The following is a 25,368-nucleotide window of genomic DNA, read 5'->3' on the forward strand; positions in this document are numbered from 1 at the left end:
TCCCCTACGACTGCGGCGCAGCCTGCACCTGTTTTACAAACCGATCGGTGACGTAGGCACTGTAATCGCCGTCGACCTGCGGAATTTTGCCCTGCTGTTTAAGGAACTCGGCAGTATCGCGGATAGCCTTGTCCACCGGTTGGCCCAACTGGGTGATTTGTTCCGCCACCGGCAAATAGGTATTGCCCTTCACCAGCACCGGTATTTGTTCCTCCGGCACGCCGCTCAAACGGGCCAGCGTGCTGAGATTGCCCTTGTCCTTCAGCCACTGCTCCGGCTGCGCCAGATAGGCTTTTTGCGCGTTCAGCGCACTGGCGGCAAAGGCAGTCACCACTTCCGGGTGTTTTTCGGCAAAGTCTTTGCGCACGACCCAAACGTCAAGCGTTGGCGCGCCCCATTGTCCAACCTGGGCGGAATCGGTCAGCACCTTGCCCTGCTTGGCTAATTCATTGACTACCGGCGCCCAGACGTAGGCTCCGTCGATGTCACCGCGCTGCCAGGCAGCGGCAATGGCCGGCGGTTGTAGATTGAGAATTTTGACCTGCTCAGGCTTGATGCCCCAGTGCTTGAGCGAGGCCAGCAGGCTGTAGTGGGTGGTTGAGATAAAGGGCACGGCGATACGCTTGCCGATCAAATCCTGCGGGCTTTTGATCTCTTTTTTCACCACCAGGGCTTCGGAGCTGCCGAGCTGGGAGGCGATCAGGAAGACTTCGATAGGGAGTTTTTGGCTGGCGGCCACTGCCAGTGGGCTAGAGCCGATATTACCGATCTGCACGTCACCGGAAGCCAACGCGCGTAGCACGCTGGAGCCGCTGTCGAATTTACGCCAGTCAACGGTGGCACCGGATTGTTTGGCGAAGCTGTTTTCCGCCTGCGCCACCTTGGCAGGTTCCGCCGACGTCTGGTATGCCACGGTCACGTCCACCGCATAGGCGCTGGCTGCGCTGAGTGACAACACCAAAAGTGCCGCGCTGCGTAATGAAAACAGTTTGCTCGCCATGATCCGCTCCGTTGATAAAAGTCTGTTCAGTTGCTGACAGTTTTATCTGAGCGGTGACAAGCTATAAAAGAATAAAAAAAACTGCGTTATTACTTATGGGAATAAAAATTTATTCAGAGTTTTATTTCCCCACGCAAAAACGTGTGTGCATAGCCGCCAATCAAGGTGCGATCGCCCTTCAGTTCACAGAACAACTCGCCGCCGCGCGCCGAAATCTGCCGGGCGTGCAGCTGATGGCGACCAAGACGTGCGCTCCAGTATGGCATCAGCGTGCAGTGCGCGGAGCCGGTCACCGGGTCTTCGCCGCCGTCGAGGGTAAAATAGCGCGAGACAAAATCCACTGTCGCCCCCGGAGCGCTGACAATCACTGCCCGGCCAACCAGGGCAATCAGTGCCGGGATATCCGGCTGTAATGCCCTTACCTGTGCTTCGTTTTCCAACACTACCAACAGCGCATTGGCCTGCCACACTTCCTGCGGATGAGCACCCAGCAGCGCCGCCAACCCTTCAGGTTCCACAACCTTCTGTGGGGGCCGGGACGGGAAATCCAGGACCAGGCGTTCGCCATCTTCGGCGTCGCGTTTAACGTACAAGTCGCCGCTCGCCGAGCGGAAACGAATATCCTGCAGCGCCGGGTTCACCACGCTGAACATCACGTGTGCCGCCGCCAGCGTGCCATGACCGCACAAATCGACTTCTCGCTGGGGAGTAAACCAACGGATGGCCGACATATCGCCATCGTCCCAGACAAAGCTGGTTTCCGGCAGGCTCAGCTCATTGGCGATGGCCTGCATCTGCGCAGCCGACAACGGCTGCTTCAACAGGCAGACGCCAGCCGGATTGCCCCGAAACCCTTTACCGGTGAAGGCCGCAATATGGAAGTAATTTTCTGCCATTCGCAATTCCTTAATGCCAGATGAGTAACACGCAGGCTGCGGTGAGCAACCCCATAGAAACGTTAAAAATGATCCAGGCCTTTTTGCTGCGCAGCAGGCGACCAATCACCGTGCCAAATCCCAGCCAAATCACGCCGGCAATGATGTTCACCACGAATATGCCCAGTGAGATAGCCAGAATCGAGGCGTTGTATTGAGCACCAGCCAGGCTGAAGCTGGCCACCGCTCCCAGCGCCATCAGCCAGGCCTTGGGATTAAGGAACTGTAGCAGCCAACCCTGGTACAGCCGTATCGGTTTGGGCGGTGCCACGTCGGTTTCCAGCTTTTCATAAGCGGCGGTAGCCACTTTCCATGCCAGCCACAGCAGATACAGGCTACCGAGAATTTTCAGCACCAGATGCAACGCCGGATAAACCAAGATCAGGCTGCCGACGCCGAACGCCACCAACAGCAAAATGCTTTGCATGCCGAGCATGATGCCAATCATCAGCAACAGTGAACGCATAAAGCCAAAGTTGGCGCCGGAAGTGGTCAGTAACATATTGTTGGGGCCGGGTGTGATCGCGGCAACCCACAGAAAACCTAACATCGAAAGAAATAAACTCGCATCCATCAGGCGGGCGCTCCTCACCCTGGTCATTTTTTGCAGTATTATTGTTAACTCTGGCTAGTGAAGCTAACAGCGCACTAATCATCCCACAATAGTTGCCAATAAGAATTTAATTCAAGCTATGCATGAATCCTTTCGCCCGTTGACCGGGGCCAGTAATCCCCATCTGCAAACGCTGCTACCACGGCTGGTGCGTCGCCGCGTGCAGTTGAAACCCCACTGGCAACGGTTGGAGTTGCCCGACGGCGACTTTGTCGATCTCGCCTGGAGCGAAGATCCGGCTCTGGCCGGCGGCAAGCCGCGCGTGGTGCTGTTCCACGGCCTGGAAGGCAGCTTCTACAGCCCCTATGCCCATGGCCAGCTCAACGCCTGGCGCGAAAAGGGCTGGCTCGGTGTGGTGATGCATTTTCGCGGTTGCAGTGGCGTGCCGAACCGCAAGCAGCGTATCTACCACTCCGGTGAAACGGAAGACGCGCGCTTCTTCCTCCAGTGGCTGCGTACTGCCTACGGAGAAGCCCCCACCGCTGCCGTTGGCGTCTCACTCGGCGGCAATATGCTGGCCTGTTATCTGGCACAGCAGGGTGCCGACAGTCTGCTGCAGGCGGCGGTGGTGGTTTCTGCGCCACTGATGCTGGAACCCTGCTCATGGCGGATGGATCAAGGCTTCTCGCGGGTTTATCAGCACTACCTGCTCGGCCAGTTGAAACAAAACGCCACCCGCAAACTGCTGCACTATCCTGATACCCTGCCGCTCAAGCTACCGCAGCTCAAGGCATTGCGTCGGATCCGCGACTTTGACGATGCCATTACCTCGCGCATCCATGGCTTTAGCGATGCCACCGATTATTACCGCCGTTGCAGCGCCCTGCCGCTGTTGCCGTCGATCCAAACGCCGCTGTTGATCATCCATGCCAAGGACGATCCTTTTATGACCGACGAAGTGATCCCCGAAACCGCCACGCTGCCGCACAACATTGAATATCAATTGACCGAGTTTGGCGGCCACGTCGGTTTTGTCGGCGGTACATTGAAAAAACCCCATATGTGGCTGGAATACCGTATTCCATCCTGGCTTGCCCCTTACCTGGAAACAACCAAGTGATTATCCCCTGGAAAGAACTGGAAACCGAGACCCTCAATAGCCTGATCGAGTCCTTTGTACTGCGCGAAGGTACCGACTACGGCGAGCATGAGCGCTCGCTGGAACAGAAAGTGGAAGACGTGCGCCGCCAGTTGAAAAACGGCGAGGTGCTGTTGGTGTGGTCAGAACTGCATGAGACCATCAACATTATGCCGCGCGGGCAGTTCCGCGCCGGGCAAGAAGAAATTTAGTGTCTGTCGGTTCTATGACTGACGGAAAAAATCAGGTAACAATGAGGGATTGCAAACCAACGCGCGGAATTTTGCCCTTGGCGAAAGGGCGTCAAACAAACCAATATAGCCTATAGCTTTCAAGCTGCAGCTAGGCGCCCAACTCGCTCATCCCCGGACGCTTACTCAAGTAAGTAACCGGGGTGACAAATCTGTCGGGAACAGATTTGAACGCTGCTTGCAGCGGCCCCCAGGGGCGTGGCCCACGGATGGGCCACGTAATTGAGTGCAGGTAACAACGCTGCAGCTTGAAAGATGACGGGTATAATTTTATCTGACGCCTGCGCATTTAACACGGAGTGATCCATCACCATGTCCGCCAAACATCCCGTTATCGCAGTGACCGGCTCCAGCGGCGCCGGCACCACCACCACCAGCGTGGCGTTCCGTAAAATCTTTCAGCAGTTGAACATCCGCGCCGCGGAGCTGGAAGGCGACAGTTTCCACCGCTATACCCGACCGGAAATGGACGCGGCGATCCGCAAAGCGCGCGATCTTGGCCGTCATATCAGCTATTTCGGCCCCGAGGCCAACGACTTTGGCCTGCTGCAACAGAGCTTTAGCGAGTACGGCACCAACGGCACCGGCCGTTCGCGCAAGTATCTGCACACCTACGATGAAGCAGTGCCCTATAACCAGGTACCGGGGACCTTTACCCCGTGGGAAGCCTTACCGGCACCGACCGACGTGCTGTTTTATGAAGGGCTGCACGGCGGCGTAGTGACCGAGCACAACGACGTGGCCAAACATGTCGATTTGCTGGTCGGCGTGGTGCCTATCGTTAACCTGGAATGGATCCAAAAGTTAATCCGCGATACCGGCGAGCGCGGCCACTCCCGTGAAGCGGTGATGGATTCTGTGGTGCGTTCGATGGAAGACTACATCAACTACATCACGCCGCAGTTTTCGCGCACCCATATCAACTTCCAGCGCGTGCCGACGGTAGATACCTCCAACCCGTTCGCCGCCAAGGCGATCCCCTCACTGGACGAGAGTTTTGTGGTGATCCACTTCCGCGGCCTGGATCAGATCGATTTCCCTTATCTGCTGGCGATGCTGCAGGGATCTTTTATCTCGCATATCAATACGCTGGTGGTGCCGGGCGGCAAAATGGGGCTGGCAATGGAGTTGATTATGGCGCCGCTGGTACAGCAACTGCTGGAAGGCAAAAAAATCGAATAACTAACCGGAGCGCGGCAACTGGCCGCGCTCCTTTATCCGTCAGGACACCGCGCGGATCTCAAAGCTGTGGGTCACGCTGGCGGCCTTACTCAGCATCAATGACACCGAACAGTACTTCTCGGCGGAAAGATTCACCGCGCGTTCAACAATTTTGTCACTTAAATCTTTACCGGTGACGATGAAATGCAGGTTGATATGGGTAAACAGTCGTGGTGCTTCCTCACGCCGCTCGGAGGTCAATTTCACCTCGCAGTCGCGCACATCGTTACGTCCTTTTTGCAGGATAGACACCACATCTATCGCGCTGCATCCCCCTACCGACATCAGTACCATTTCCATTGGGCTGGGGGCTTTATCCCCGGCGTTGCCGTCCATGAGTACCTGATGGCCAGACGCGGATTCGCCCAGAAACGTCAACCCTTCCACCCACTTAACTCTTGCCTGCATACTGGTCACTCCGGTTAATTTCTTAAAATCAGACTACGCTTTCGCATAGAAACTGGCAACGGAACCTGATGCTAATCATGCTGAAGCGAGACAACACAAGACACCCGCCTCACTCTGTGCTACAAACAGAGCCGCAATAAATCTTTCCGGGACACTGATTTCAGGGAAACTCCCAGGGAAAGGCTCCTTTACCGGTATGTTAACAGAATGTAGCTTGCAGCTCTCCCGGCAAGTTAATATGCTAGGGCGACAGCGTATATTTATGACACGCCTCAAAACCTGCTGCCAGCCACCATTAAAAGAACGGCGACAGCACGTTTTACAGGGAACTCTGACCCCTGTGACACAAGGCAGCGATAACAACAGAGGATAACAGCGAATGGTTCTCGGCAAACCGCAAACAGACCCTACTCTCGAATGGTTCCTGTCTCATTGCCATATCCACAAATATCCATCCAAAAGTACGCTGATTCACCAAGGTGAAAAGGCCGAAACGCTTTACTACATCGTCAAAGGCTCCGTCGCGGTGCTGATTAAGGATGAAGAAGGTAAAGAGATGATCCTGTCCTACCTTAACCAGGGGGATTTCATCGGCGAGCTTGGATTATTTGAAGAAGGTCAGGAGCGTAGCGCCTGGGTTAGGGCGAAAACCGCCTGTGAAGTGGCTGAAATTTCCTATAAGAAATTCCGCCAGTTGATTCAGGTTAACCCGGACATCCTGATGCGCCTGTCAGCTCAGATGGCGAACCGTCTGCAGATCACCTCTGAGAAAGTGGGTAACCTTGCTTTCCTGGACGTTACAGGCCGCATCGCGCAAACCCTGCTGAACCTGGCGAAACAGCCTGATGCCATGACCCACCCGGATGGTATGCAGATTAAAATTACCCGCCAGGAAATTGGCCAGATCGTCGGTTGCTCACGTGAAACCGTGGGTCGTATTCTAAAAATGCTGGAAGATCAAAACCTGATCTCCGCCCACGGCAAAACTATTGTCGTTTACGGCACGCGTTAATTACTGAAAAAACGGCGCGATGATTCGCGCCGTTTTTTTATGCCCCGAGTCATCATGTGGCGCCGACTGATCTACCACCCGGAAGTTAATTACGCACTGCGGCAAACGCTGGTGCTTTGCCTGCCGGTACTGCTTGGCTTGCTGATCGGCCAACTGCAATACGGCCTGCTATTTTCTCTGGTTCCCGCCTGCTGTAACATCGCCGGGCTGGACACGCCCCACAAACGTTTTTTCAAACGCCTGATCGTCGGCGGTTCACTGTTCGCATTCAGCAGCCTGTTGCTGCAGCAAGCCCTGTTATGGCAATTACCGCTGCCGATACTGATGCTCGGCCTGGCGCTGCTGCTTGGCGTCAGCGGTGAAATCAGCCCGTTACACGCCCGTCTGCTGCCTGCTGCGCTGGTTGCCGCCATTTTCTCCCTCAGCATGGCCGGTTCAGTACCGCTTTGGCATGCGCCGCTGCTATATGTAGTCGGCACCGCCTGGTACGGGCTGTTCACCTGGTTCTGGTTCAAACTGTGGAAAGAGCAGCCGATGCGTGAGTCGCTCAATCAGCTCTATCTGGAGTTGGCGGACTACTTCGAAGCCAAATACTCACTGCTGACTCAGCATACCGATCCACAAACCGCGTTACCGCCGTTGTTGGTACGTCAGCAAAAGGTGATGGACCTGATCACCCTGCTGTATCAACAGCTAAACTTTCTGCCGCACGCCAGCAACCTCGAGCAAAAACGTCTGCAACGTACCTTTCAGGTCGCGCTGGATTTGCAGGAACACATCACCGTCAGCCTGCACCTGCCGGAAGAGGTGCAAAAACTGGTGGAACAGAGCCAGGCCGAAGCGATTATCCGCCGCAACGCACAGGTGATTGCCGGCCGGCTACGCACGGTGGCGCATGATATTCTCTACCACCAGCATTCGCAGCGCTTCAAAATGGACCCTGAACTGGCGGCATTGGAAAAAGTGGCGGCACAGCACCCGGATAATCCGGTGGGTCAGTTCTGCTACTACCACTTCAGCCGCATCGCCCGTCTGTTGCGTACTCAGCATCCACTCTACCGGCGTGACCTGATGGCCAATCAAAACCGCCTGCCGTTTTGGCCCGCGCTGGTCAGTTATCTGTCGTTCAAATCCAATGCCCTGCGTAATGCGGCGCGATTAGGCGTCACGCTGGCGGCGGGCAGCAGCCTGGGGATGATATTCAACCTGCCGAAACCCTACTGGATCCTGCTCACCATCATGCTGGTAAGCCAGAACGGCTACAACGCCACCCGGGTACGCATCCAGCACCGTGCGCTCGGAACCCTGGCCGGGCTGGTGATCGCCGCAGGTCTGCTGCAATTACAACTGCCCGAGGCCGAAACCCTGAGCGTGATGCTGGTGATTACGCTGCTGGCCTATCTGGTGTCACGTAAAAACTACGGATTGGCGGTCATTGGTTTCACGGTGACGGCGGTATACACCCTGCAACTGTTGGCACTCAACGGCACCCATTTCCTGGTGCCGCGTCTGATCGACACCCTGATTGGCTGCGTGCTGGTGTTCGGCAGTACCATCTGGCTTTGGCCGCAGTGGCAAAGCGGGCTGCTGCGCAAGAATGCCCATCAGGCGCTGGAGAACGATCAGCAGGCATTACGTCTGTTGCTGGAAGAGCAAGAACCGGATCCCAGTGCGCTGGCTTACGCACGCATGCAGGTCAATCAGGCGCACAATGCGTTATTTACCTCGCTGAATCAGGCCATGCAGGAGCCGGGCTTTGAGTCGAACTATCTGGCGGATATGCGCCTGTGGGTGACGCACAGCCAGTTTATTGTCGAGCATCTGAATGCGATGACGATTCTGGCACGCGAGCACTATATGCTGACGCCAAAACTGGCGGAGGAATATCTGCAATCTTGCGAGATCGCGCTGCAAAGCTGTCAGCAACGGCTTGAATACGACGGCCCGAGCAGTGGCAACAGCATTATGCAGCCGCCGGATTTGCACCCAGATATGCCGGTGACCGAAATGGAGCGCCACCTGCGGCGTATTCTTTCGCACCTGAGCGTCATGCATACCATCTCGTCATTGGCCTGGAGCCAACGCCCACACCACGGCATCTGGCTGAAACGCAAACTGCGCGATCAATAAGGGCGCCCTCTGGCGCCCTCGTCATCAATGCAACGCACTACGCGTTAATCACGTCCTGTACCGCCAGCTCAAACAGCGCCATTCCTTCGTCAATATCCTCGGTTGCTACCACCAGCGAAGGGGCAAAGCGGATCACATTTGGCCCGGCATTGAGGATCATCAGCCCACGGGCAGCGGCTGCGGTCAGAAAATCGCGCGCCTTACCCTGGTATTGCGGCGTTAATTCAGCACCAATTAACAGGCCCATGCCGCGAATATCGCTGAAAATACCGTACTTATCGCCAATTTTCTTTAACGCCTGCACGTATAACCCATGACGCAACTCAATGCCACTCAGCACTTCCGGCGTATTGATCACGTCCAGTGCCGCTTCCGCCACCGCACAGGCCAGCGGATTACCACCATACGTGGTGCCGTGGGTACCGACCTGCATCACCGAGGCAATCTCCTCGGTGGTCAGCATGGCGCTGACCGGGAAACCGCCGCCAAGCGCTTTGGCCGTGGTGAGAATGTCCGGCGTCACACCATAGTGCATATAGGCAAACAGCTTGCCGCTGCGCCCCATGCCGCTTTGCACTTCGTCGAATACCAGCAGCGCCTGGTGCTTGTCGCACAGTTCGCGTATCCCCTTGAGGAATTCGGCATTAACCGGAGTAATCCCCCCTTCCCCCTGGATCGGTTCCATCACCACCGCACAGGTGTGGTCGTCCATCACCGCTTTCACCGCCGCCAGATCGTTGAAGGGTACATGCACGATGTCGGCCGGTTTTGGGCCAAAACCATCAGAATACTTGGCCTGCCCACCCACCGAGACGGTGAATAGCGTGCGACCGTGGAAAGCGTTATAAAACGCGATGATTTTGGTTTTGTACGGGCTGTGGCGGGTAATGGCGTAATGACGAGCCAGCTTGAAGGCCGCTTCGTTGGCTTCTGCACCTGAATTGGCGAAAAACACCCGGTCGGCAAAGGTGGCGTTGATCAACTTGGTGGCCAGACGCAGCGCCGGCTCGTTAGTAAAAACGTTGCTGGTATGCCACAGAGTTTCACCCTGCAGTTTCAGCGCCTCGACCAAAGCCGGGTGACAGTGCCCTAACGCCGTCACCGCAATGCCGCCAGAGAAATCGATATATTCCTTTCCCTGCTGGTCCCACACGCGGCTACCTTTGCCCCGGACAGGAACAAACTGCGCGGGTGCATAAACAGGCAGGATAACCTGATCAAAGGTACTACGGTTAACTGCGTATTTCTCGGTCATTTCAGGCTCCAGGCGAACGGCTAAAAAGTGATAATATAATCATAAAATATGCATAAAAAATCAATCGAGAGCAAATGCAAATTTACGGTTACGCGAAAAAACCGACGGGTTATACCCAATAGATTTCGAGACGCAGGTCGGCGGCAAACGCGAGGATCCCGATGAGCTTACTCAGGTAAGTGATTCGGGTCCATAAGAGCAGCCAACATCCCTGCGGCTTGAAAGATGACGGATATAATTAACTTTTAAGGAAATTATCCAACAGCTGATGCCCCTGCTCGCTAAGGATGCTCTCCGGGTGGAACTGGACCCCTTCCAGCGCCAGATAGCGGTGGCGGATCCCCATAATCTCATCGCGTACGCCGTCGCGCTCGCTCCAGGCCGTCACTTCAAAACAGTCCGGCAAAGTAGCGGCTTCAAGCACCAGCGAGTGGTAGCGGGTCACGGTCAGCGGGTTGTTCAGTCCGTGAAAAACACCGCGGTCGAGATGGCGGATCGCCGAGGTTTTTCCATGCATTACCTCGCGGGCACGCACGACCTTGGCGCCAAAAGCCTGCCCCAGTGCCTGGTGCCCCAGGCAAACACCGAGGATCGGCAGCCTGCCGGCGAAATGCCTAATGGCCGCCAGCGAGATACCGGCTTCGTTCGGGGTGCAAGGGCCAGGAGAGATCACCAAATGCTGCGGTGCCAGCCTTTCTATATCGGCCAGTTGCAGTTCGTCGTTACGCTTCACCAACACTTCGGCGCCTAATTGGCAGAAGTACTGGTAAAGGTTATAGGTAAAAGAATCGTAGTTATCGATTAGCAGCAGCATACACTCTCCAATTTATTGACTTTAAAGCTATAGTGCATGCAACTTAGGGTGCCTATATGCACAAATACGGTAGAATTTTCCGAACATGCCTGCGTGCGTGAACTCTGCAAGTACCCGGCAGCGCTGACAAAGTGACAGCAATATACACCCAGCGCCCAGCGGGTGCGATTCCCAGTCGTTCCTCAATTGCCCATTATGGATAAAAAACAGGTTTCCGCCCCGCGGAGCTGCCTTGGCTTCCTCCTAATGGCAGACCGCCAATGCATCTAAAATCGTAATATACGTTTAATAACGTGTGAAAAAAATTCATTGCTGATTTTGAATATTATTTGTTAACCCTCTTATTATTGCATGAGGTAGAGTCAACGTACTCAAAAAAGCGAAAGCACATTGCCATCCGGAGTTCCATACAGCGGTGTGGTTCCGCAAAAAAACCAAATATCCTCATAAAATGAATTTAATAAAATAGCTTAAATGCCTTGTAGCAATAAGATAAAAAAGTCGTATACCCGGGTACTTACGAAAATAGCCATAAGCAATGGCTATAATAAATCTATATTTCTTCCAGGTGGCCGCATATGACCTTAAAACAATTAGAAGCTTTTTACTGGTCGGCCACTCTTGGCAATTTTACTGCCGCCGCCACTCGGTTACACCTGACGCCTTCAACGCTATCAAAGCGTATATCGGAGCTAGAGGCTTATTTGGGCACTCGCCTTTTCGAGCGTTTGCCCCAGCGTTCGATATTGACATCTGCAGGTGAACGTCTGATAGAGCACGCGCGGCAAATTCTATTGATCGAAGCAAGAATCAAGACGGATTTGACGTCACAGTCGCAGCTCCGGGGGCGCTGCCGGCTCGGGATCAGTGAACTGGTGGCTTCGACGTGGTTTCCCCGGTTTGTGAAGCGCGTTCAAACGCTGCACCCAGAATTGATCCTTGAGCCTCATGTCGATCTGACCGAACAGTGTGAGCGTCGTCTTGAAAAAAGCGATCTCGATTTTGCGGTGATCCCCGGCCCTTCCGTTGCGAACCAACTCATAAGCCTTGAGATTGCCACGCTGAGTTATGCCTGGATGGCCGCGCCTGATGTGTTGGCGGCAGATACGTTGCTTACTGCGAAACATTTCGCTGAGCACTCGTTGATCATGCTCGCTCCAGAAGCGCGACTCACGAGGGAGATCAACCGATGGATGGCCGAGCAGCAGCTTAAGGTCAACCGGGCACTGACCTGCAATAGCCTTTCGGCGCTGATTGAATTGACTATCGCCGGAGTGGGGATCAGTTGTTTTCCAATCGATTACGTAGAACCGTTAGTGCGTAACGGCTACCTGGTTTTGCTCAGGTGCGAGCGAGAACTGCCACAAATCAAATATCACTTCCAATGGAGGGATGGCGATAGCAGGGCGCTGATCGCATCACTGAAGGAACTGGTCATTGATGAACTGGATTTTCATCCTCCGTACCGTTTTTAGTCAACCCAACCCGTTTCCAACCATTAACGAGATGCGGCACACCCACTACCACAAGGAACATTCATGAGACAACAACAGCCAGAGTGGATATCGCTGATTTACGCACCAGCCCATGATGAGCCGGCGGTGTTAAAAGCATTAGCATCGAACGCTCATGCCGTCATTTTCGACCTCGAGGATTTTGTGCCGTCGGCGCAAAAATCCGCTGCACGCAATGCGCTGGCCTTCAATGCGCGCCAAGCCCATGAAACAGGCAAGGGCTCCATTGTAAGAATTAACCGCCGTCTTGACCTTGCGGTGGCCGACATCGAGGTTGCCGTTTGCAAAGAGGTTGATGCAATCATGATTACCAAGGCCGCGAATGCCGAGCATATTGTACTACTGGATGAATGGGTATCCGAGCTCGAAGGCCAGCGCGGGCTAGACGCTGGTCGAATCAAGTTCATCGCGATGATAGAAACAGCCGACGCGGTGGCCAACATCAAGGAAATTGCGCGCTCAACGCCGCGGATGATTGCCATGAATATAGGTGCAGAAGACATCGCCAAAGAAATGCACATACCCAGCGACAGTCCAACGTTGTTCCACATTAAGGAAAACATGATTGTTAGCGCATTTGCCGCCGGAATTTCACCTTGGGGGCACAATGGTTCGGTGAAGACGTTCGGCAGCGGCCAAGGCTTCACAGAACTGTTGCAAAGTTCCAAGACGCTCGGGTTCCGGAGCGCTACGTGCCTTACTGCAGACCAAGTTGAATACATCAACCTTATATATACCACTTAAGTTAATAATAACCTTTTCAACGTTAATTCAAAAATCGTTGCGTCCATATAAAGCCTATAAGCACCAGTCTATTTAGCATGTATTTGATATTTAAATCCGTCGCATGAATATGTGCGGCCCTCAACAGTCTGCCCACCTGGTTTTCTGTTGCTATCTTGTTCACGATACTTTGTCGTCATAGGGTGATGCTATGTCAAACTCAGAAACACTTGCACTTGCGTCTAATAAAGAATCGAAAATAAAGTCTGTATGCCGCGTTATTAGCGGTAATTTTCTGGAAATGTACGATTTCATGATTTATGGCTATTACGCCAGCGCCATTGCCAAAACATTCTTCCCGGCTGAAAGTGCATTCGCGTCATTGATGCTGTCACTGGCGGTATTTGGTTCCGGCTTTTTGGTAAGGCCACTGGGCGGTATTGTATTGGGGGCATACGTCGATCGCCATGGCCGCCGAAAAGGTTTGGTATTGACCCTGGCCCTGATGGCGCTTGGAACCTTGTTAATCGCCCTCGTTCCCGGTTATGCCACTATCGGCGCTGCTGCGCCCTTGCTGGTACTGACTGGACGCCTGCTGCAAGGATTTTCCGCTGGGGTGGAGCTAGGTGGCGTCTCTGTCTATCTCAGCGAAATCGCACCACCCGGGCGCAAAGGTTTTTATTGTGCCTGGCAATCGGCAAGCACCCAGGTAGCCGTTGTTGTCGCGGCACTGGTGGGGCTATGGATGAATTACATATTCCCGATTGAAGACATACTCGACTGGGCTTGGCGCATACCCTTCTTCCTTGGGTGCATAATAGTGCCTTTTCTGTTTCACGTACGTCGCTCACTTCAGGAAACCGATGTATTTCTGGCGAACCGGATACACCCGACGTTTCGTCAGGTGCTTAGGACGATCGGCATTCATTGGCGATTGATTGTCGCAAGTATCGGGATGTCGGTCATGACCACAGTGTCGTTTTATACTATAACCGCCTATACACCAACCTTTGGCAAGGAGGTATTGGGGCTGAGTGCGGGCACTGCGTTACTGGTCACCGCGTGCGTGGGTCTCAACAACTTCATCTGGCAACCGATAAGCGGCGCGCTTTCGGATAGGTTCGGCCGTCACAGAGTGCTGTTTGGTGCCACTGCGTTGACCCTATTTACCGCCTACCCCTTCATGCACTGGTTGGTGAGTGAACCTTCATTCGGCCGGTTATTGATGGTGGAACTGTGGCTATCGTTCTTGTATGCACTCTATAACGGTACGCTAATCATCACTCTGATCGAGCAGATGCCAGCCCAGGTCAGGACCAGCGGGTTTTCATTTGCTTATGGACTGGCTTTGGTTCTGGGCGGCTTTACTCCCGCAATTTCCACTTACTTCATCCACCTTACCGGCAATAAATCGATCCCGGGCTTGTGGATGACCCTTGCAGCCTGTTGTGCAATGGCGGCCACCTGGTGGCAATGTGTTATAAGTCGAAACCGAGCTGAAACCTGATTATTCCCGTGGCAGCGCTCACCACGGCTTGTAGCTAAGTGATGGGCAGTGCCATGCATAACGCTCAGATTAACCCGTCATGGGTGCCACACAGCCCATGACGGCATTGCAAAAAACCTAAGGTTTCATCGGTTATCTTAGCGCTTGCGACCGCCCATAATCGAACCGAGCACACCGCGCAGGATCTGGCGGCCGAGATCGCGAGCCATGCTCTTGGCGGCGGTCTGGACGATGCCGTCACGCTTGCCACCGCGCGGGCCGGTAGAGCCGAACAGGATATCGTTCAATCCGCCCATCAGGCCGCCGCCCGCCGGCTGTTGCGCCGGTGATGGTGCCTGCGGTTGCTGCCCCGACTGCGGGGCACCTACGGTAGAGAATCCCTGCGCCGATAGCTTTTCATAGGCCGATTCGCGATCGATCATATCTTCGTAACGGCCATACAGCGGCGACTTGTTGATCGCACTGTTCAGCCCTTCCGCCCCCAGCATGCCCATTTTGGATTCCGGTGCGATAACCATCGCTCGCTCCACCACATTTGGCCGCCCTTTCTCATCCAGGAACGACACTAGCGCCTCGCCTACGCCCAATTCGGTGATCGCCGTTTCGGCATCGAAGGCCGGATTGGCACGCATGGTTTGTGCCGCAGCCTTCACCGCCTTCTGGTCACGCGGAGTAAAAGCACGCAACGCATGCTGTACGCGGTTGCCTAACTGACCCAGCACGCTGTCCGGGATATCCAGCGGGTTCTGGGTCACAAAGTAAATGCCGACGCCTTTGGAGCGGATCAGGCGCACCACCTGCTCGATTTTAGTCAGCAGTGCCGCCGGCGCATCGTTGAACAGCAGGTGTGCTTCATCAAAGAAGAACACCAGCTTCGGCTGTTCCGGGTCGCCCACCTCTGGCAGGTGTTCGAACAGTTCCGCCAGCAGCCACAGCAGGAATACCGAATACAGCTTCGGCTGATTAATCAGTTTGTCCGCCGCCAGCAGGTTAATCATCCCGTGGCCATTGGCATCGGTTTTCATCAGGTCGTTGATGTCGAGCATCGGTTCGCCGAAGAATTGGTTGGCACCCTGCTCTTCCAGCGTTAACAGCCCGCGCTGGATAGCCCCCACCGAAGCCGAAGAAATATTGCCGTATTGCGTCTGGAACTGTTTGGCGTTGTCACCCACGTACTGCACCATGGCACGCAGATCTTTCATGTCCAGCAGCAGCAGCGCATTATCGTCGGCAATTTTGAACACCAACTGCAGCACGCCACTTTGTACTTCGTTTAGATCCAGCAAACGGCCCAACAGCAGCGGACCCAAATCAGACAGGGTAGCGCGGATCGGGTGGCCCTTCTCACCGTAAATGTCCCACGGAATAATGGTACAGGCCTGCGGCTGCCAGTCAGTGACGCCAATGGCGGCCAAGCGTGCCTGCAGTTTCTCGGAGGGCACGGCTTCGGCACCTATCCCCGACAGGTCACCCTTCACGTCGGACAAAAATACCGGAATGCCGATACGCGAGAATTGCTCAGCCATTTTTTGCAGCGTCACGGTTTTACCGGTCCCGGTTGCACCGGTGATCAGACCATGGCGGTTGGCCAACGCGGGCAAGATAACCAGATCCTGTTCGGGTTTCCCGTCTTTCATCGCTTTGGCAATAATCCGTGCTTCACTCATTTTCTTTTCCTTGGACGCTGACGTGGCGCGAAAAGCGCCAGTGGATGTCAATAAAGCTATAAGCGCGGCGTAACCCCGTCAAGGACAAACAAAAAGGGCGTCATCAAGACGCCCGCAAAGCCAGGAATTTCAGAATCGCCCTAACCACGCAGCCCCAGCTCTTCTTTCAGCGCTTTCAGGTAGCGGCGGCTGACCGGTACCGGCTCGCCGACCGGCATGATCATTTCCGCCGCGCCGTTGTCATCAAAGCGAATCTCGCGTACCTGCTCCAGATTAACCAGATACTGGCGGTGACAGCGCACCAGCGGCGTTCGCATTTCCAGCGTGCGCAGCGTCAGCTCGGTAAAGCACTCCATGCCGTCATTGCGGACCACGAACACCCCACTCAGCCGTGAACGAATAGCCACCACCTCATCAAAGCGCAGCAAATAGATGCGGCTGTGGCCGGTGCAGGGAATGTATTTCAGATAGCCGGCGCTTTCATCCAGCGCAGCGATATTCTGCTGCCCGCGTTGCTGCTGCAGGCGCTGCAACGTTTTACTCAGCCGCTTCGGTTCCGCCGGCTTCAGCAGGTAGTCAAACGCATGCTCTTCAAAGGCCTGCACCGCATATTCGTCATAGGCGGTCAGAAAGACGATGTGCGGCATACGGTTGGGATCGAGCATGCCTACCATCTCCAGCCCGGTGATGCGCGGCATCTGGATATCCAAAAACACCACGTCCGGCTGCAGACGATGGATCCCGCTGATGGCTTCTATCGCATTGGCGCATTCGCCAACAATAGAGATGCCTTCTTCCGCCTCCAGCAAATGCCGCAGGTTATCGCGCGCAGAAGGCTCATCATCGACAATCAGTACATTTAACATCAGGCAGCTCTCGCCAAAGGGACATTGATCGTAATGCGAGTGAATGTTTGCGGCTCACAGGCTACCTGTACACCATAATCATCGCCGTAGCGTACACGGATACGCTTATCCACCAGGTTCATCCCCAGCCCACTGTTGTTCGGCTGCGATTGGAATAATCCGGCATTGTCGGTCACCTGCAATAATAAGCACTCTCCCTCGCGACGCGCACCGATATCAATCCGCCCCACCCCCAACAACTGCGAAGTACCGTGTTTAATGGCATTCTCAACGATTGGCTGCAGTGAAAATGCCGGCAACCGTACGGCCAATAGCTCTTGTGGCAACGAAACCACGACTTCCAGCCGATCGGCAAAACGCGCCAGTTCGATTTGCAGGTAGGCATTCACGTGTTCCAGCTCGTCCGCCAGGCTGACCTCATCACCGGAACGCTTGAGGTTCTTGCGGAAAAAGGTCGAAAGGTTCTGCACCAACTCACAAGCCCGGTCGCCGTCACGGCGGATCACCGCCACCAGCGTATTCAGGGCGTTAAACAGGAAGTGCGGATTGACCTGAGCATGCAGTAATTTGATTTCCGACTGTGCCAGCAGCTGTTTATGACGCTCATACTGGCCGGCCATAATCTGTGCGGATAACAGGCTGGCGATACCTTCTCCCAGCGTACGATTGATGGTACTGAACAACCGGCTCTTTGGCTCATACAGTTTGATGGTGCCGATCACCCGCTGATTCTCACCGCGCAGCGGGATCACCAGTGTCGAGCCCAGTTTGCAACCGGGATTAATCGAGCAGCTGTAGGAGTGCCCATTGCCGTCGGCGTAGACCACTTCGTTGTTGTCGATTGCGCGGTGCGAATGCTTTGATGAAATCGGCGTGCCCGGCAGGTGGTGATCGTCACCGATGCCGATAAACGCCAGCAATTTGTCGCGGTCGGTTATCGCGACGGCGCCGATACCCAGCTCCTGATAGATCACCCGCGCTACCCTCATGCTGTTTTCCTGATCAAACCCCTGCCGCAAGATCCCTTCGGTGCGTTCGGCAATCTTCAGTGCTTTGGCGGAAAACGCACCGGTATATTTCTCGAACATCGCTCGCCTGTCCAGCAGGATTTGCATGAACATCGCGGCACCCACCGTATTGGCGATCAACATCGGCAAAGCGATATGTTCCACCAGCCGCAGTGCCTCATCGAACGGGCGGGCAATCGCCAGGATAATCACCATTTGCAGCACCTCGGTCACCAGCGCGACCCCGGCGACAAACAGCGGATTAAACAGCAGATCGATACGCCGGTGACGCATGGCAATGCTATGCACCAGCCCCCCTACCAGCCCTTCCGCCACGGTTGATACCGCACAGGCGATATCGGTCATGCCCCCCAGAGTATAACGGTGCAGGCCGCCGGTCAGCCCCACCAGCAGCCCTACCGAAGGCCCACCCAGCAGGCCGCCCAATACGGCGCCGATAGCGCGGGTGTTGGCAATGGAACCTTCGACATGCAGACCGAAATAGGTGCCCATGATGCAGAACACCGAGAAAATGACGTAGCACAATAGCTTGTGCGGCAGGCGAATGGTCACCTGCGTCAGCGGAATGAATAACGGGGTTTTGCTCAGTAAATAAGCAATAACAAGGTAAACGCACATCTGCTGCAACAGCAGCAGAACCTGGCTAAATTCAAACATGGCAGCAGCTCATCCCTTAACAAAACAGATGCAGAACGCCGGGTTTCCGGTCTGGTTATAAGCTGGCGATTAAAACATGTGAAGGGGGGAAAAACAGTGATGCAGGCAAGGCTTCCAGGGAAAGCAACGCAGCCGGCCCACCAGGGGCCGGCGCAAAATCATTATGGCAGCACTTTTGCGGACAAAATGACGATAGGTTTACTCGGAACATTCTGGTACGGGCCGACGTTGCCGGTCGGTGCCTGGGAGATTTTATCTACCACGTCCATACCTTTAACCACTTTGCCGAATACCGCATAGCCGAAATCGCGCTGGCCGTGATCCAGGAAGGCGTTATCCGCCACGTTGAGGAAGAACTGGCTGGTGGCACTGTCTTTGTCGGCAGTACGCGCCATCGAAATGGTACCGCGCAGGTTGCGCAGGCCGTTATCCGCTTCGTTCTTGATCGGTGCCTGGGTGGATTTTTGCTGCATGTCAGCAGTAAAGCCACCGCCCTGAACCATAAAGCCCGGGATCACACGGTGGAAAATGGTGTTGTTGTAATAGCCGCTGTTCACGTAATCGACGAAGTTCTTGGTGGAAACCGGAGCCTTCTGACTGTCGAGCGCCAATTCGATATTCCCTGCCGAGGTAGTCAGCATGACATGAGTTTCACCGGCGGCGAGCGCGGCAGGTGCCATTGCTGTCAGGGAACACAGCGCAACGAAGGTCACTAAAGTACGTTTGAACATTAACGGGTCCTTTCTCTAAGAGACAAACAACGGAAAAGCGCATTGATTCTAAAGAGCTGTACCTGCGAGTGCCAGCCATTTACCTATATTTACTTAATAGTGGGACTTATCTCAGTCAGCCCCGGATTTTACTGCCAAAAGTATGATGGCCTTAGACCTTTTTGCCAACTGCATCACGCATTTTTTGCCCTTTTTACACCTTGGTCGTTTTTTGCGACACAACTCCCGGTTTCATTTCCCATTCCCGATACTCTAGACAAATGAGAGCGCTCTCATTTTGGCGCAACGATAAGAATAATGAATGTCCGCCGGCACCACCGCCGCGCAATACAGGAGAAATAATGTGAGTGAATTGATGACTGAAACTGAAATCAGCCCCGATTTTGAAAGCACCATCATGGAGCTGCTGGTGTTCTCCGGTGGTGCCCGCAGCAGTGCGCTGATGGCGCTGCAACAAGCGCGTGCCGGCGACTTTGAAGCTTCAGCCAGGCACATGGCCGAATCCAAACAGTCGGTAAAAAAGGCCCATTCGATCCAGACCCAACTGATCGGCCTGGACGAAGGCTGCGGCAAACTGACCATCAACCTGATTACCGTTCATGCCCAGGACCATCTGATGAACGCCATGGTGATCCAGGATCTGGCGGATGACATGATTGAGCTTTACCGACGTCAGGCCCAAATGGAGATTCGTGCATGAAATCGTTAAAAATCGCCGTCATCGGCGGCGGCAGCAGCTACACGCCAGAATTGGTCGATGGCTTGATCCAGCGCATCGAAGAACTGCCGGTCACCGAACTGGCGCTGGTGGACGTTGAGCCTGGCCGTGAAAAGGTCGAGATTATTGCCGCCCTGACCGAACGCATGCTGGCGCGCCACGGTCTGGAACAGGTGAAGGTCAGCGTGCATTTCGAACTGGATGAGGCCATTCGCGACGCCAATTTCGTACTGACCCAGTTCCGCGTGGGTCAGTTGCCGGCACGCGCCGCCGACGAGCGCCTGGGGCTGAAATACGATTTAATCGGCCAGGAAACCACCGGCGTTGGCGGCTTCGCCAAGGCATTGCGCACTATTCCGGTGATGCTGGATATTGCACGCCGAGTGGAAAAACTGGCACCTGACGCCTGGATCATCAACTTCACCAACCCGGCCGGTATCGTCACCGAAGCGGTTTCCCGCTACACCAAAGCGAAAATCATCGGCCTGTGCAACGTGCCGATCAGCATGCATCACATGATTGCCAACATGCTGAAAGTCCCTTCGCAAGAGGTGCAGCTGCAGTTCGCCGGGCTGAACCACATGGTGTGGGTACATCAGGTACTGCAAAACGGGCATGACGTCACCGGCAAGGTGATCGACATGCTGTGCGACGGCGCGGCGCTGACCATGAACAACATCAAGGAAGAACCTTGGCAACCGGACTTCCTGCGTGCCGTAGGCGCGATCCCTTGCCCCTATCACCGCTATTTCTACCAAACCAAAGAGATGCTGGCCGAGGAAATTGCCGCGGCAGCCGAACGCGGTACCCGCGCCGAGCAGGTGATGAAGGTGGAGAAAGAGCTGTTTGAGCTGTACGCCGATCCACATCTCGACAGCAAGCCGGAGCAGTTAAGTTTCCGCGGTGGATCATATTATTCGGAAGTGGCGCTGGAGCTAATTCGTGCGATCCATAATAATCTCGGAACGCAATTAGTCGTTAATACCGCAAACCGTGGCGCTATTCGCGGTTTACCGGACGACGCGGTGATAGAAACCAACTGTATCGTCGATGCTCAGGGAGCCCATCCGTTGACCTTCGGCACGCTGCCGGACTCCATGCACGCGCTGACCCAACAGGTGAAAGCCTATGAGCGCCTGACCATTGAAGCCGCGGTGCATGGCGATCGTCGCAGTGGTCTGCTGGCGTTGGTCACCAACCCGTTGGTCGGCAATGCCAATGTGGCGCAGCCGCTGTTGGATGAAGTGCTGGCGGTGAATGCGCCTTATCTGCCTCAGTTCAAATAACCGTCGGGCCAACCGCGGTTGCTGATACATTGCTATACCTAATATACAGGGGTCGCTGCGTCGGCCCCATTTTTGTCGTAATCAGGAGTCGGATGATGGTGACACTGGAAGATGTCGCAGCCCTGGCGGGCGTGTCCCGCGCCACCGTGTCACGCGTAGTGAATGGCGATACCAACGTTAAGGGGCAAACCCGCGAGAAGGTTGAAAAGGCGGTGGCCCAACTTGGCTACACGCCCAACCCGGCCGCCCGGGCGCTGGCCTCCAGCCACAGCAATACCCTGGGGTTGGTCACTACCTCCTATCGCGGCGGTTTCTTCGGCGCACTGATGGATTTTGTGCAAACCGAAGCCGAATCCCACGGCAAGCAATTGCTGGTGACCCAGGGGCGTAACAGTGCGGAAAACGAATGGCAGGCGATCCAGCGGCTGTTCAATCTGCGCTGCGACGGCGTGATCCTGCACGTCCGTTTCCTCAGCGATGACCAGTTGCGCCAACTGGCGGCGGAGCAACGCCGCTTTGTGCTGCTCGATCGTCTGGTACCCGGTCTGGAAGCGTACTGCGTCACTTTCGATCACCAATACGCCAGCCGCATGGCAACACAACAATTGATTGATGCCGGCCACCGGCACATCGCCTGTATCAGCGGCCCACGCGACCGCCCTTCCAGTCTCTTGCGGCTGCAGGGTTTTGAACAGGCCATGCAGGCGGCGCATATCAAGCCGGTCGCCTGTACCGAAGGGCTTTACGATCTGGAGAGCGGTTATCGCTGCGCCGATCAACTGCTGAAAATGAAAACCCTGCCCACCGCCATCTATTGCTGCAATGAAGAAATGGCTATCGGCGCACTGTTGGCCGTCAACGAACACCGCCTGCGGGTGCCGCAAGATATCTCGCTTATCTGTTACGACAGCGGTGAGCGCGCCCCCTTTGTCCGCCCGGCGCTGACCAGCGTACATTTCCCGATTACCGAAATGGCGCAATATGCCGCACGCCTGCTGATTGACCCGGCTACGCCACCGATTAGCTTTGCGCCGATAGTCATCAGCCGCGACTCGATCGTGACGGCGAGCAAATAGATCACAAAAATATTTTAGTGCTTCTCATTGATTGCATCAAAAAGTAGATAGGCATCACAAAAACTCCCGTTGTCTGTGCTAGGATCCGCTCCCTGGTGGCCTGATCGGGACTTTTTTCTGCTTTTGCCAGGAAAAGCCAGCGGCCTTATGCCAGTTTTAAACTCTTTATAGACTTAATCAGGCCTAAATAATGAATGACAGCAACCGTCTACGGCTTACCTGGATCAGCTACTTTTCTTACGCGCTGACCGGTGCTTTAGTTATCGTCACAGGGATGGTGATGGGGAACATTGCAGAGTACTTTAATCTGCCGGTTTCCAGCATGAGCAATACTTTCACCTTCCTTAACGCCGGTATTTTGATTTCGATCTTCCTCAATGCCTGGCTGATGGAAATTATCCCGCTGAAACGTCAACTGATGTTTGGCTTTGTGCTGATGGTACTGGCTATTGCCGGACTGATGCTCGGCAAAAGCCTGACCATGTTCTCGTTGTGCATGTTTATCCTTGGCGTGGTCAGCGGTATCACCATGTCGATAGGCACCTTCCTGATCACCCATATGTATGCCGGCCGCCAACGCGGGTCGCGCCTGCTGTTCACTGACTCCTTCTTCAGCATGGCCGGGATGATCTTCCCGATTGTCGCCGCGATGCTGCTGGCACGTCAGATCGGCTGGTACTGGGTGTACGCCTGCATCGGCCTGCTGTACGTAGGTATCTTTGTGCTGGCCCTGTTCTCCGAGTTCCCGGTTTTGGGCAACAAAGGCGCCGACGCCGGCCAGCCGGTGGTGAAAGAAAAATGGGGTATCGGCGTGCTGTTCCTGTCGATCGCCGCATTGTGCTACATCCTCGGCCAGCTTGGTTTCATTCAGTGGGTGCCGGAATACGCCACCAAGTCGTTCGGGATGGATATCAGCCAGGCCGGTAAGCTGGTGAGCGATTTCTGGACCTCGTACATGATTGGCATGTGGGTGTTCAGCTTTATCCTGCGCTTCTTCGATTTGCAGCGCATCGTCACTATTCTGGCCGCTTTGGCGACCGGTGCGATGTACCTGTTTGTCAGCACCGACAATCCGGAACATCTGGGCTACTACATTATGGCTCTGGGCTTCGTTTCCAGCGCGATCTACACCACGCTGATCACGCTGGGCTCGCTGCAGACCAAGGTTTCCTCACCGAAACTGGTTAACTTCATCCTGACCTGCGGCACCATCGGTACCATGCTGACCTTCGTGGTTACCGGCCCGATCGTAGCCAAAGGCGGCGCACACGCGGCGCTGACTACCGCTAATGGTTTGTACCTGGCGGTATTCGTGATGTGTCTGCTGCTCGGTTTCGTGACCAAGCACCGTAGCCACGGTCACGTGACCCACTGATCTGTCGTCAATGACGTGATATGAAAAGGGCGCCTCGGCGCCCTTTTTTATGCTGATAACCTCCAGCTCAACGCCGGAAATCCACCTTTTCGTCCTGCGCCAGATACAGCGTGGTTTCTGCCGGCTGGGTTTCGGCAATCACCGTGCCCTGACGTATCGAGTAACGCACCGGCGTCTGTCGGCGCACCGCATCAAAGCCGCTATCGGCCGGTAGTATCACCAGGTTGGCACTGTTACCCGCCGTCAGACCGTAGTCGGTCAGATGCAGAGTGCGCGCGCTGTGGCTGGTGATCAGTTTCAGCCCGTCGTCGATCTGGCCGTATCCCATCAGTTGGCACACGTGCAATCCCATATGCAGCACCTGCAGCATGTTGGCCGTGCCCAGCGGATACCAGGGATCAAACACATCATCATGGCCGAAGCAGACGTTAATTTCCGCCTCCAGCATCTCCTTCACCCGGGTGATGCCACGCCGTTTCGGATAGCTGTCGAAGCGCCCCTGCAGGTGAATATTGACCAAGGGGTTGGCGACGAAGTTGATGCCGGACATTTTCAGCAGGCGGAACAACCGTGAAGTGTAAGCCCCATTGTAGGAATGCATCGCCGTAGTATGGCAGGCGGTGACTCTGGCGCCCATATCCAGCTTAAGCGCCAACGCCGCCACGGTTTCGACAAAGCGCGACTGTTCGTCGTCTATCTCATCACAGTGAACATCCACCAGCCGATCGTATTTTTGCGCCAGAGCGAACGCCTTGTGCAGGGATTCCACACCGTACTCGCGCGTAAACTCAAAGTGCGGAATGGCCCCGACCACATCGGCCCCCAGCCGCAGCGCCTCTTCCAACAGCGCCTCGCCGTTGGGGTAAGACATAATGCCTTCCTGCGGAAAAGCGACGATTTGCAGCGTGACCCAGGGTGCGACTTCCTGTTTCACCTCCAGCATCGCGCGTAGCGCGGTCAAGGTCGGGTCGGAAACGTCAACGTGGGTACGCACGTACTGCACGCCGTTGGCGATCTGCCATTTCAGCGTCTGCCAGGCGCGCTTTTTGACGTCCTCATGGGTCAGCAGCGCCTTGCGCTCTGCCCAGCGCTCAATCCCTTCAAACAGAGTGCCCGACTGGTTCCAGGCCGGTTGCCCGGCGGTCTGGGTGGTATCCAGATGGATATGCGGTTCGACAAACGCCGGCAGCGCCAGCCCGCCCTGCGCATCCAGCACGTCGCTGCGCCATTCCTGCCCTTCCGGCTGCGGCACGATATGGGCGATGCGCCCCTGCTCAATGGCCAATTGCCACAGCCCTTCATGCCCGCTCAGACGCAAGTTATCGATAAACTTCAATGGACTCTTGGCCACCCTTCACCTCTGCTGTTCCAGCCTGTTTCATTCATCATACTGGCAGCTCATCCTACTGACAAAGACGCCAATAATTTATTACCCCCGCCCATTACTCCCGAATGGGTAGAATTCGCATTAACTGGCTCGTTTCAGCTAAAGGTGAATAAAAA

The 25,368-nt window shown here is 55.1% G+C and carries 23 protein-coding genes; 12 read left to right on the forward strand and 11 right to left on the reverse strand.

The window, feature by feature from the left end:
• Positions 1 to 4: 4 nt before the first annotated feature.
• The 3 genes from tauA to OCH02_RS18310 form a co-directional block, all read right to left on the reverse strand.
• A complete protein-coding gene (gene tauA / locus OCH02_RS18300) occupies positions 5 to 1,000 on the reverse strand; it encodes a taurine ABC transporter substrate-binding protein (RefSeq protein ID WP_261112720.1) in 996 nt (331 codons plus the stop codon).
• A gap of 113 nt (positions 1,001 to 1,113) precedes the next feature.
• A complete protein-coding gene (locus OCH02_RS18305; RefSeq protein WP_261432416.1) occupies positions 1,114 to 1,896 on the reverse strand; it encodes a PhzF family phenazine biosynthesis protein in 783 nt (260 codons plus the stop codon).
• Positions 1,897 to 1,906: 10 nt separating this feature from the next.
• Positions 1,907 to 2,509 carry a LysE family translocator gene (locus tag OCH02_RS18310; protein WP_012147253.1) on the reverse strand — a complete coding sequence of 201 codons (603 nt, stop codon included), beginning with the start codon at positions 2,507 to 2,509 and terminating at the stop codon, positions 1,907 to 1,909.
• 118 nt (positions 2,510 to 2,627) lie between these two features.
• Here OCH02_RS18310 and OCH02_RS18315 point away from each other — a divergent pair, with 118 nt between their 5' ends.
• The 3 genes from OCH02_RS18315 (at position 2,628) to OCH02_RS18325 (ending at position 5,059) form a co-directional block, all read left to right on the forward strand.
• A complete protein-coding gene (locus tag OCH02_RS18315; protein WP_261432417.1) occupies positions 2,628 to 3,608 on the forward strand; it encodes a hydrolase in 981 nt (326 codons plus the stop codon).
• Positions 3,605 to 3,838: a YheU family protein gene (locus OCH02_RS18320; RefSeq protein WP_012147255.1), complete on the forward strand. Its 234-nt coding sequence runs from the start codon at positions 3,605 to 3,607 to the stop codon at positions 3,836 to 3,838. The genes OCH02_RS18315 and OCH02_RS18320 overlap by 4 nt, the downstream gene beginning before the upstream one ends.
• 351 nt (positions 3,839 to 4,189) lie before the next feature.
• Complete coding sequence (locus tag OCH02_RS18325) at positions 4,190 to 5,059, forward strand: phosphoribulokinase (RefSeq protein WP_012147256.1); 870 nt, start codon at positions 4,190 to 4,192, stop codon at positions 5,057 to 5,059.
• 39 nt (positions 5,060 to 5,098) lie between these two features.
• Here the strand turns inward: OCH02_RS18325 and OCH02_RS18330 are convergent, their stop codons facing one another.
• The gene (locus OCH02_RS18330; RefSeq protein WP_012147257.1) at positions 5,099 to 5,506 is read right to left on the reverse strand and encodes an OsmC family protein; all 408 of its coding nucleotides are present in this window, start codon (positions 5,504 to 5,506) and stop codon (positions 5,099 to 5,101) included.
• A gap of 379 nt (positions 5,507 to 5,885) precedes the next feature.
• Between OCH02_RS18330 and crp the strand changes: the two genes are divergently transcribed.
• Together crp and OCH02_RS18340 are read left to right on the forward strand one after the other, a co-directional pair.
• Positions 5,886 to 6,518, forward strand: coding sequence for a cAMP-activated global transcriptional regulator CRP (gene crp, locus OCH02_RS18335; protein WP_004718520.1), 633 nt, complete (start codon positions 5,886 to 5,888; stop codon positions 6,516 to 6,518).
• A gap of 54 nt (positions 6,519 to 6,572) precedes the next feature.
• Complete coding sequence (locus OCH02_RS18340) at positions 6,573 to 8,648, forward strand: YccS/YhfK family putative transporter (protein WP_261432418.1); 2,076 nt, start codon at positions 6,573 to 6,575, stop codon at positions 8,646 to 8,648.
• A gap of 37 nt (positions 8,649 to 8,685) precedes the next feature.
• On the opposite strand, the gene OCH02_RS18345 is transcribed toward OCH02_RS18340, so the two are convergent.
• Positions 8,686 to 9,903 (reverse strand): aspartate aminotransferase family protein, encoded by a 1,218-nt coding sequence (locus OCH02_RS18345; protein ID WP_261432419.1) that lies wholly within the window; start codon positions 9,901 to 9,903, stop codon positions 8,686 to 8,688.
• 238 nt (positions 9,904 to 10,141) lie between these two features.
• Positions 10,142 to 10,717 carry an aminodeoxychorismate synthase component II gene (locus OCH02_RS18350; RefSeq protein WP_261432420.1) on the reverse strand — a complete coding sequence of 192 codons (576 nt, stop codon included), beginning with the start codon at positions 10,715 to 10,717 and terminating at the stop codon, positions 10,142 to 10,144.
• A 578-nt stretch (positions 10,718 to 11,295) separates the two neighbouring features.
• On the opposite strand from OCH02_RS18350, the gene OCH02_RS18355 reads away from it, so the two are divergent.
• The 3 genes from OCH02_RS18355 to OCH02_RS18365 all read left to right on the forward strand — a co-directional run bounded on the left by OCH02_RS18355 (position 11,296) and on the right by OCH02_RS18365 (position 14,461).
• Complete coding sequence (locus OCH02_RS18355) at positions 11,296 to 12,192, forward strand: LysR family transcriptional regulator (protein ID WP_261432421.1); 897 nt, start codon at positions 11,296 to 11,298, stop codon at positions 12,190 to 12,192.
• A 63-nt stretch (positions 12,193 to 12,255) separates the two neighbouring features.
• Complete coding sequence (locus tag OCH02_RS18360; protein ID WP_261432422.1) at positions 12,256 to 12,975, forward strand: HpcH/HpaI aldolase/citrate lyase family protein; 720 nt, start codon at positions 12,256 to 12,258, stop codon at positions 12,973 to 12,975.
• Positions 12,976 to 13,165: 190 nt separating this feature from the next.
• A complete protein-coding gene (locus OCH02_RS18365; RefSeq protein ID WP_261432423.1) occupies positions 13,166 to 14,461 on the forward strand; it encodes an MFS transporter in 1,296 nt (431 codons plus the stop codon).
• A gap of 137 nt (positions 14,462 to 14,598) precedes the next feature.
• On the opposite strand, the gene OCH02_RS18370 is transcribed toward OCH02_RS18365, so the two are convergent.
• The 4 genes from OCH02_RS18370 to ppiA form a co-directional block, all read right to left on the reverse strand.
• Positions 14,599 to 16,128: a helicase HerA-like C-terminal domain-containing protein gene (locus OCH02_RS18370; RefSeq protein ID WP_261432424.1), complete on the reverse strand. Its 1,530-nt coding sequence runs from the start codon at positions 16,126 to 16,128 to the stop codon at positions 14,599 to 14,601.
• 140 nt (positions 16,129 to 16,268) lie between these two features.
• Complete coding sequence (gene btsR, locus OCH02_RS18375) at positions 16,269 to 16,994, reverse strand: two-component system response regulator BtsR (RefSeq protein WP_012147264.1); 726 nt, start codon at positions 16,992 to 16,994, stop codon at positions 16,269 to 16,271.
• Positions 16,994 to 18,679, reverse strand: a complete 1,686-nt coding sequence (locus OCH02_RS18380) for a sensor histidine kinase (RefSeq protein WP_261432425.1) — start codon at positions 18,677 to 18,679, stop codon at positions 16,994 to 16,996. The genes btsR and OCH02_RS18380 overlap by 1 nt, the downstream gene beginning before the upstream one ends.
• A 161-nt stretch (positions 18,680 to 18,840) precedes the next feature.
• Positions 18,841 to 19,410 (reverse strand): peptidylprolyl isomerase A, encoded by a 570-nt coding sequence (gene ppiA, locus OCH02_RS18385; RefSeq protein ID WP_012147266.1) that lies wholly within the window; start codon positions 19,408 to 19,410, stop codon positions 18,841 to 18,843.
• 355 nt (positions 19,411 to 19,765) lie between these two features.
• Here ppiA and OCH02_RS18390 point away from each other — a divergent pair, with 355 nt between their 5' ends.
• From OCH02_RS18390 to tsgA, 4 genes are all read left to right on the forward strand, one after another.
• Positions 19,766 to 20,110, forward strand: a complete 345-nt coding sequence (locus OCH02_RS18390) for a PTS lactose/cellobiose transporter subunit IIA (RefSeq protein WP_261432545.1) — start codon at positions 19,766 to 19,768, stop codon at positions 20,108 to 20,110.
• The gene (locus OCH02_RS18395) at positions 20,107 to 21,414 is read left to right on the forward strand and encodes a 6-phospho-beta-glucosidase (RefSeq protein ID WP_012147268.1); all 1,308 of its coding nucleotides are present in this window, start codon (positions 20,107 to 20,109) and stop codon (positions 21,412 to 21,414) included. Before OCH02_RS18390 ends, OCH02_RS18395 begins: the two co-directional genes overlap by 4 nt.
• A gap of 95 nt (positions 21,415 to 21,509) precedes the next feature.
• Positions 21,510 to 22,490 carry a LacI family DNA-binding transcriptional regulator gene (locus OCH02_RS18400; RefSeq protein ID WP_261432546.1) on the forward strand — a complete coding sequence of 327 codons (981 nt, stop codon included), beginning with the start codon at positions 21,510 to 21,512 and terminating at the stop codon, positions 22,488 to 22,490.
• A 190-nt stretch (positions 22,491 to 22,680) separates the two neighbouring features.
• Positions 22,681 to 23,865 (forward strand): MFS transporter TsgA, encoded by a 1,185-nt coding sequence (gene tsgA, locus OCH02_RS18405; RefSeq protein WP_261432426.1) that lies wholly within the window; start codon positions 22,681 to 22,683, stop codon positions 23,863 to 23,865.
• A 67-nt stretch (positions 23,866 to 23,932) separates the two neighbouring features.
• Here tsgA and OCH02_RS18410 read toward each other — a convergent pair whose 3' ends face one another.
• A complete protein-coding gene (locus OCH02_RS18410; protein ID WP_315899231.1) occupies positions 23,933 to 25,201 on the reverse strand; it encodes a cytosine deaminase in 1,269 nt (422 codons plus the stop codon).
• Between the last annotated feature and the right edge of the window lie 167 nt (positions 25,202 to 25,368).

Origin of the sequence: Serratia quinivorans (assembly GCF_946227985.1) — a bacterium.
In the GTDB taxonomy this organism is placed as follows: Bacteria; Pseudomonadota; Gammaproteobacteria; order Enterobacterales; family Enterobacteriaceae; genus Serratia; species Serratia quinivorans_A.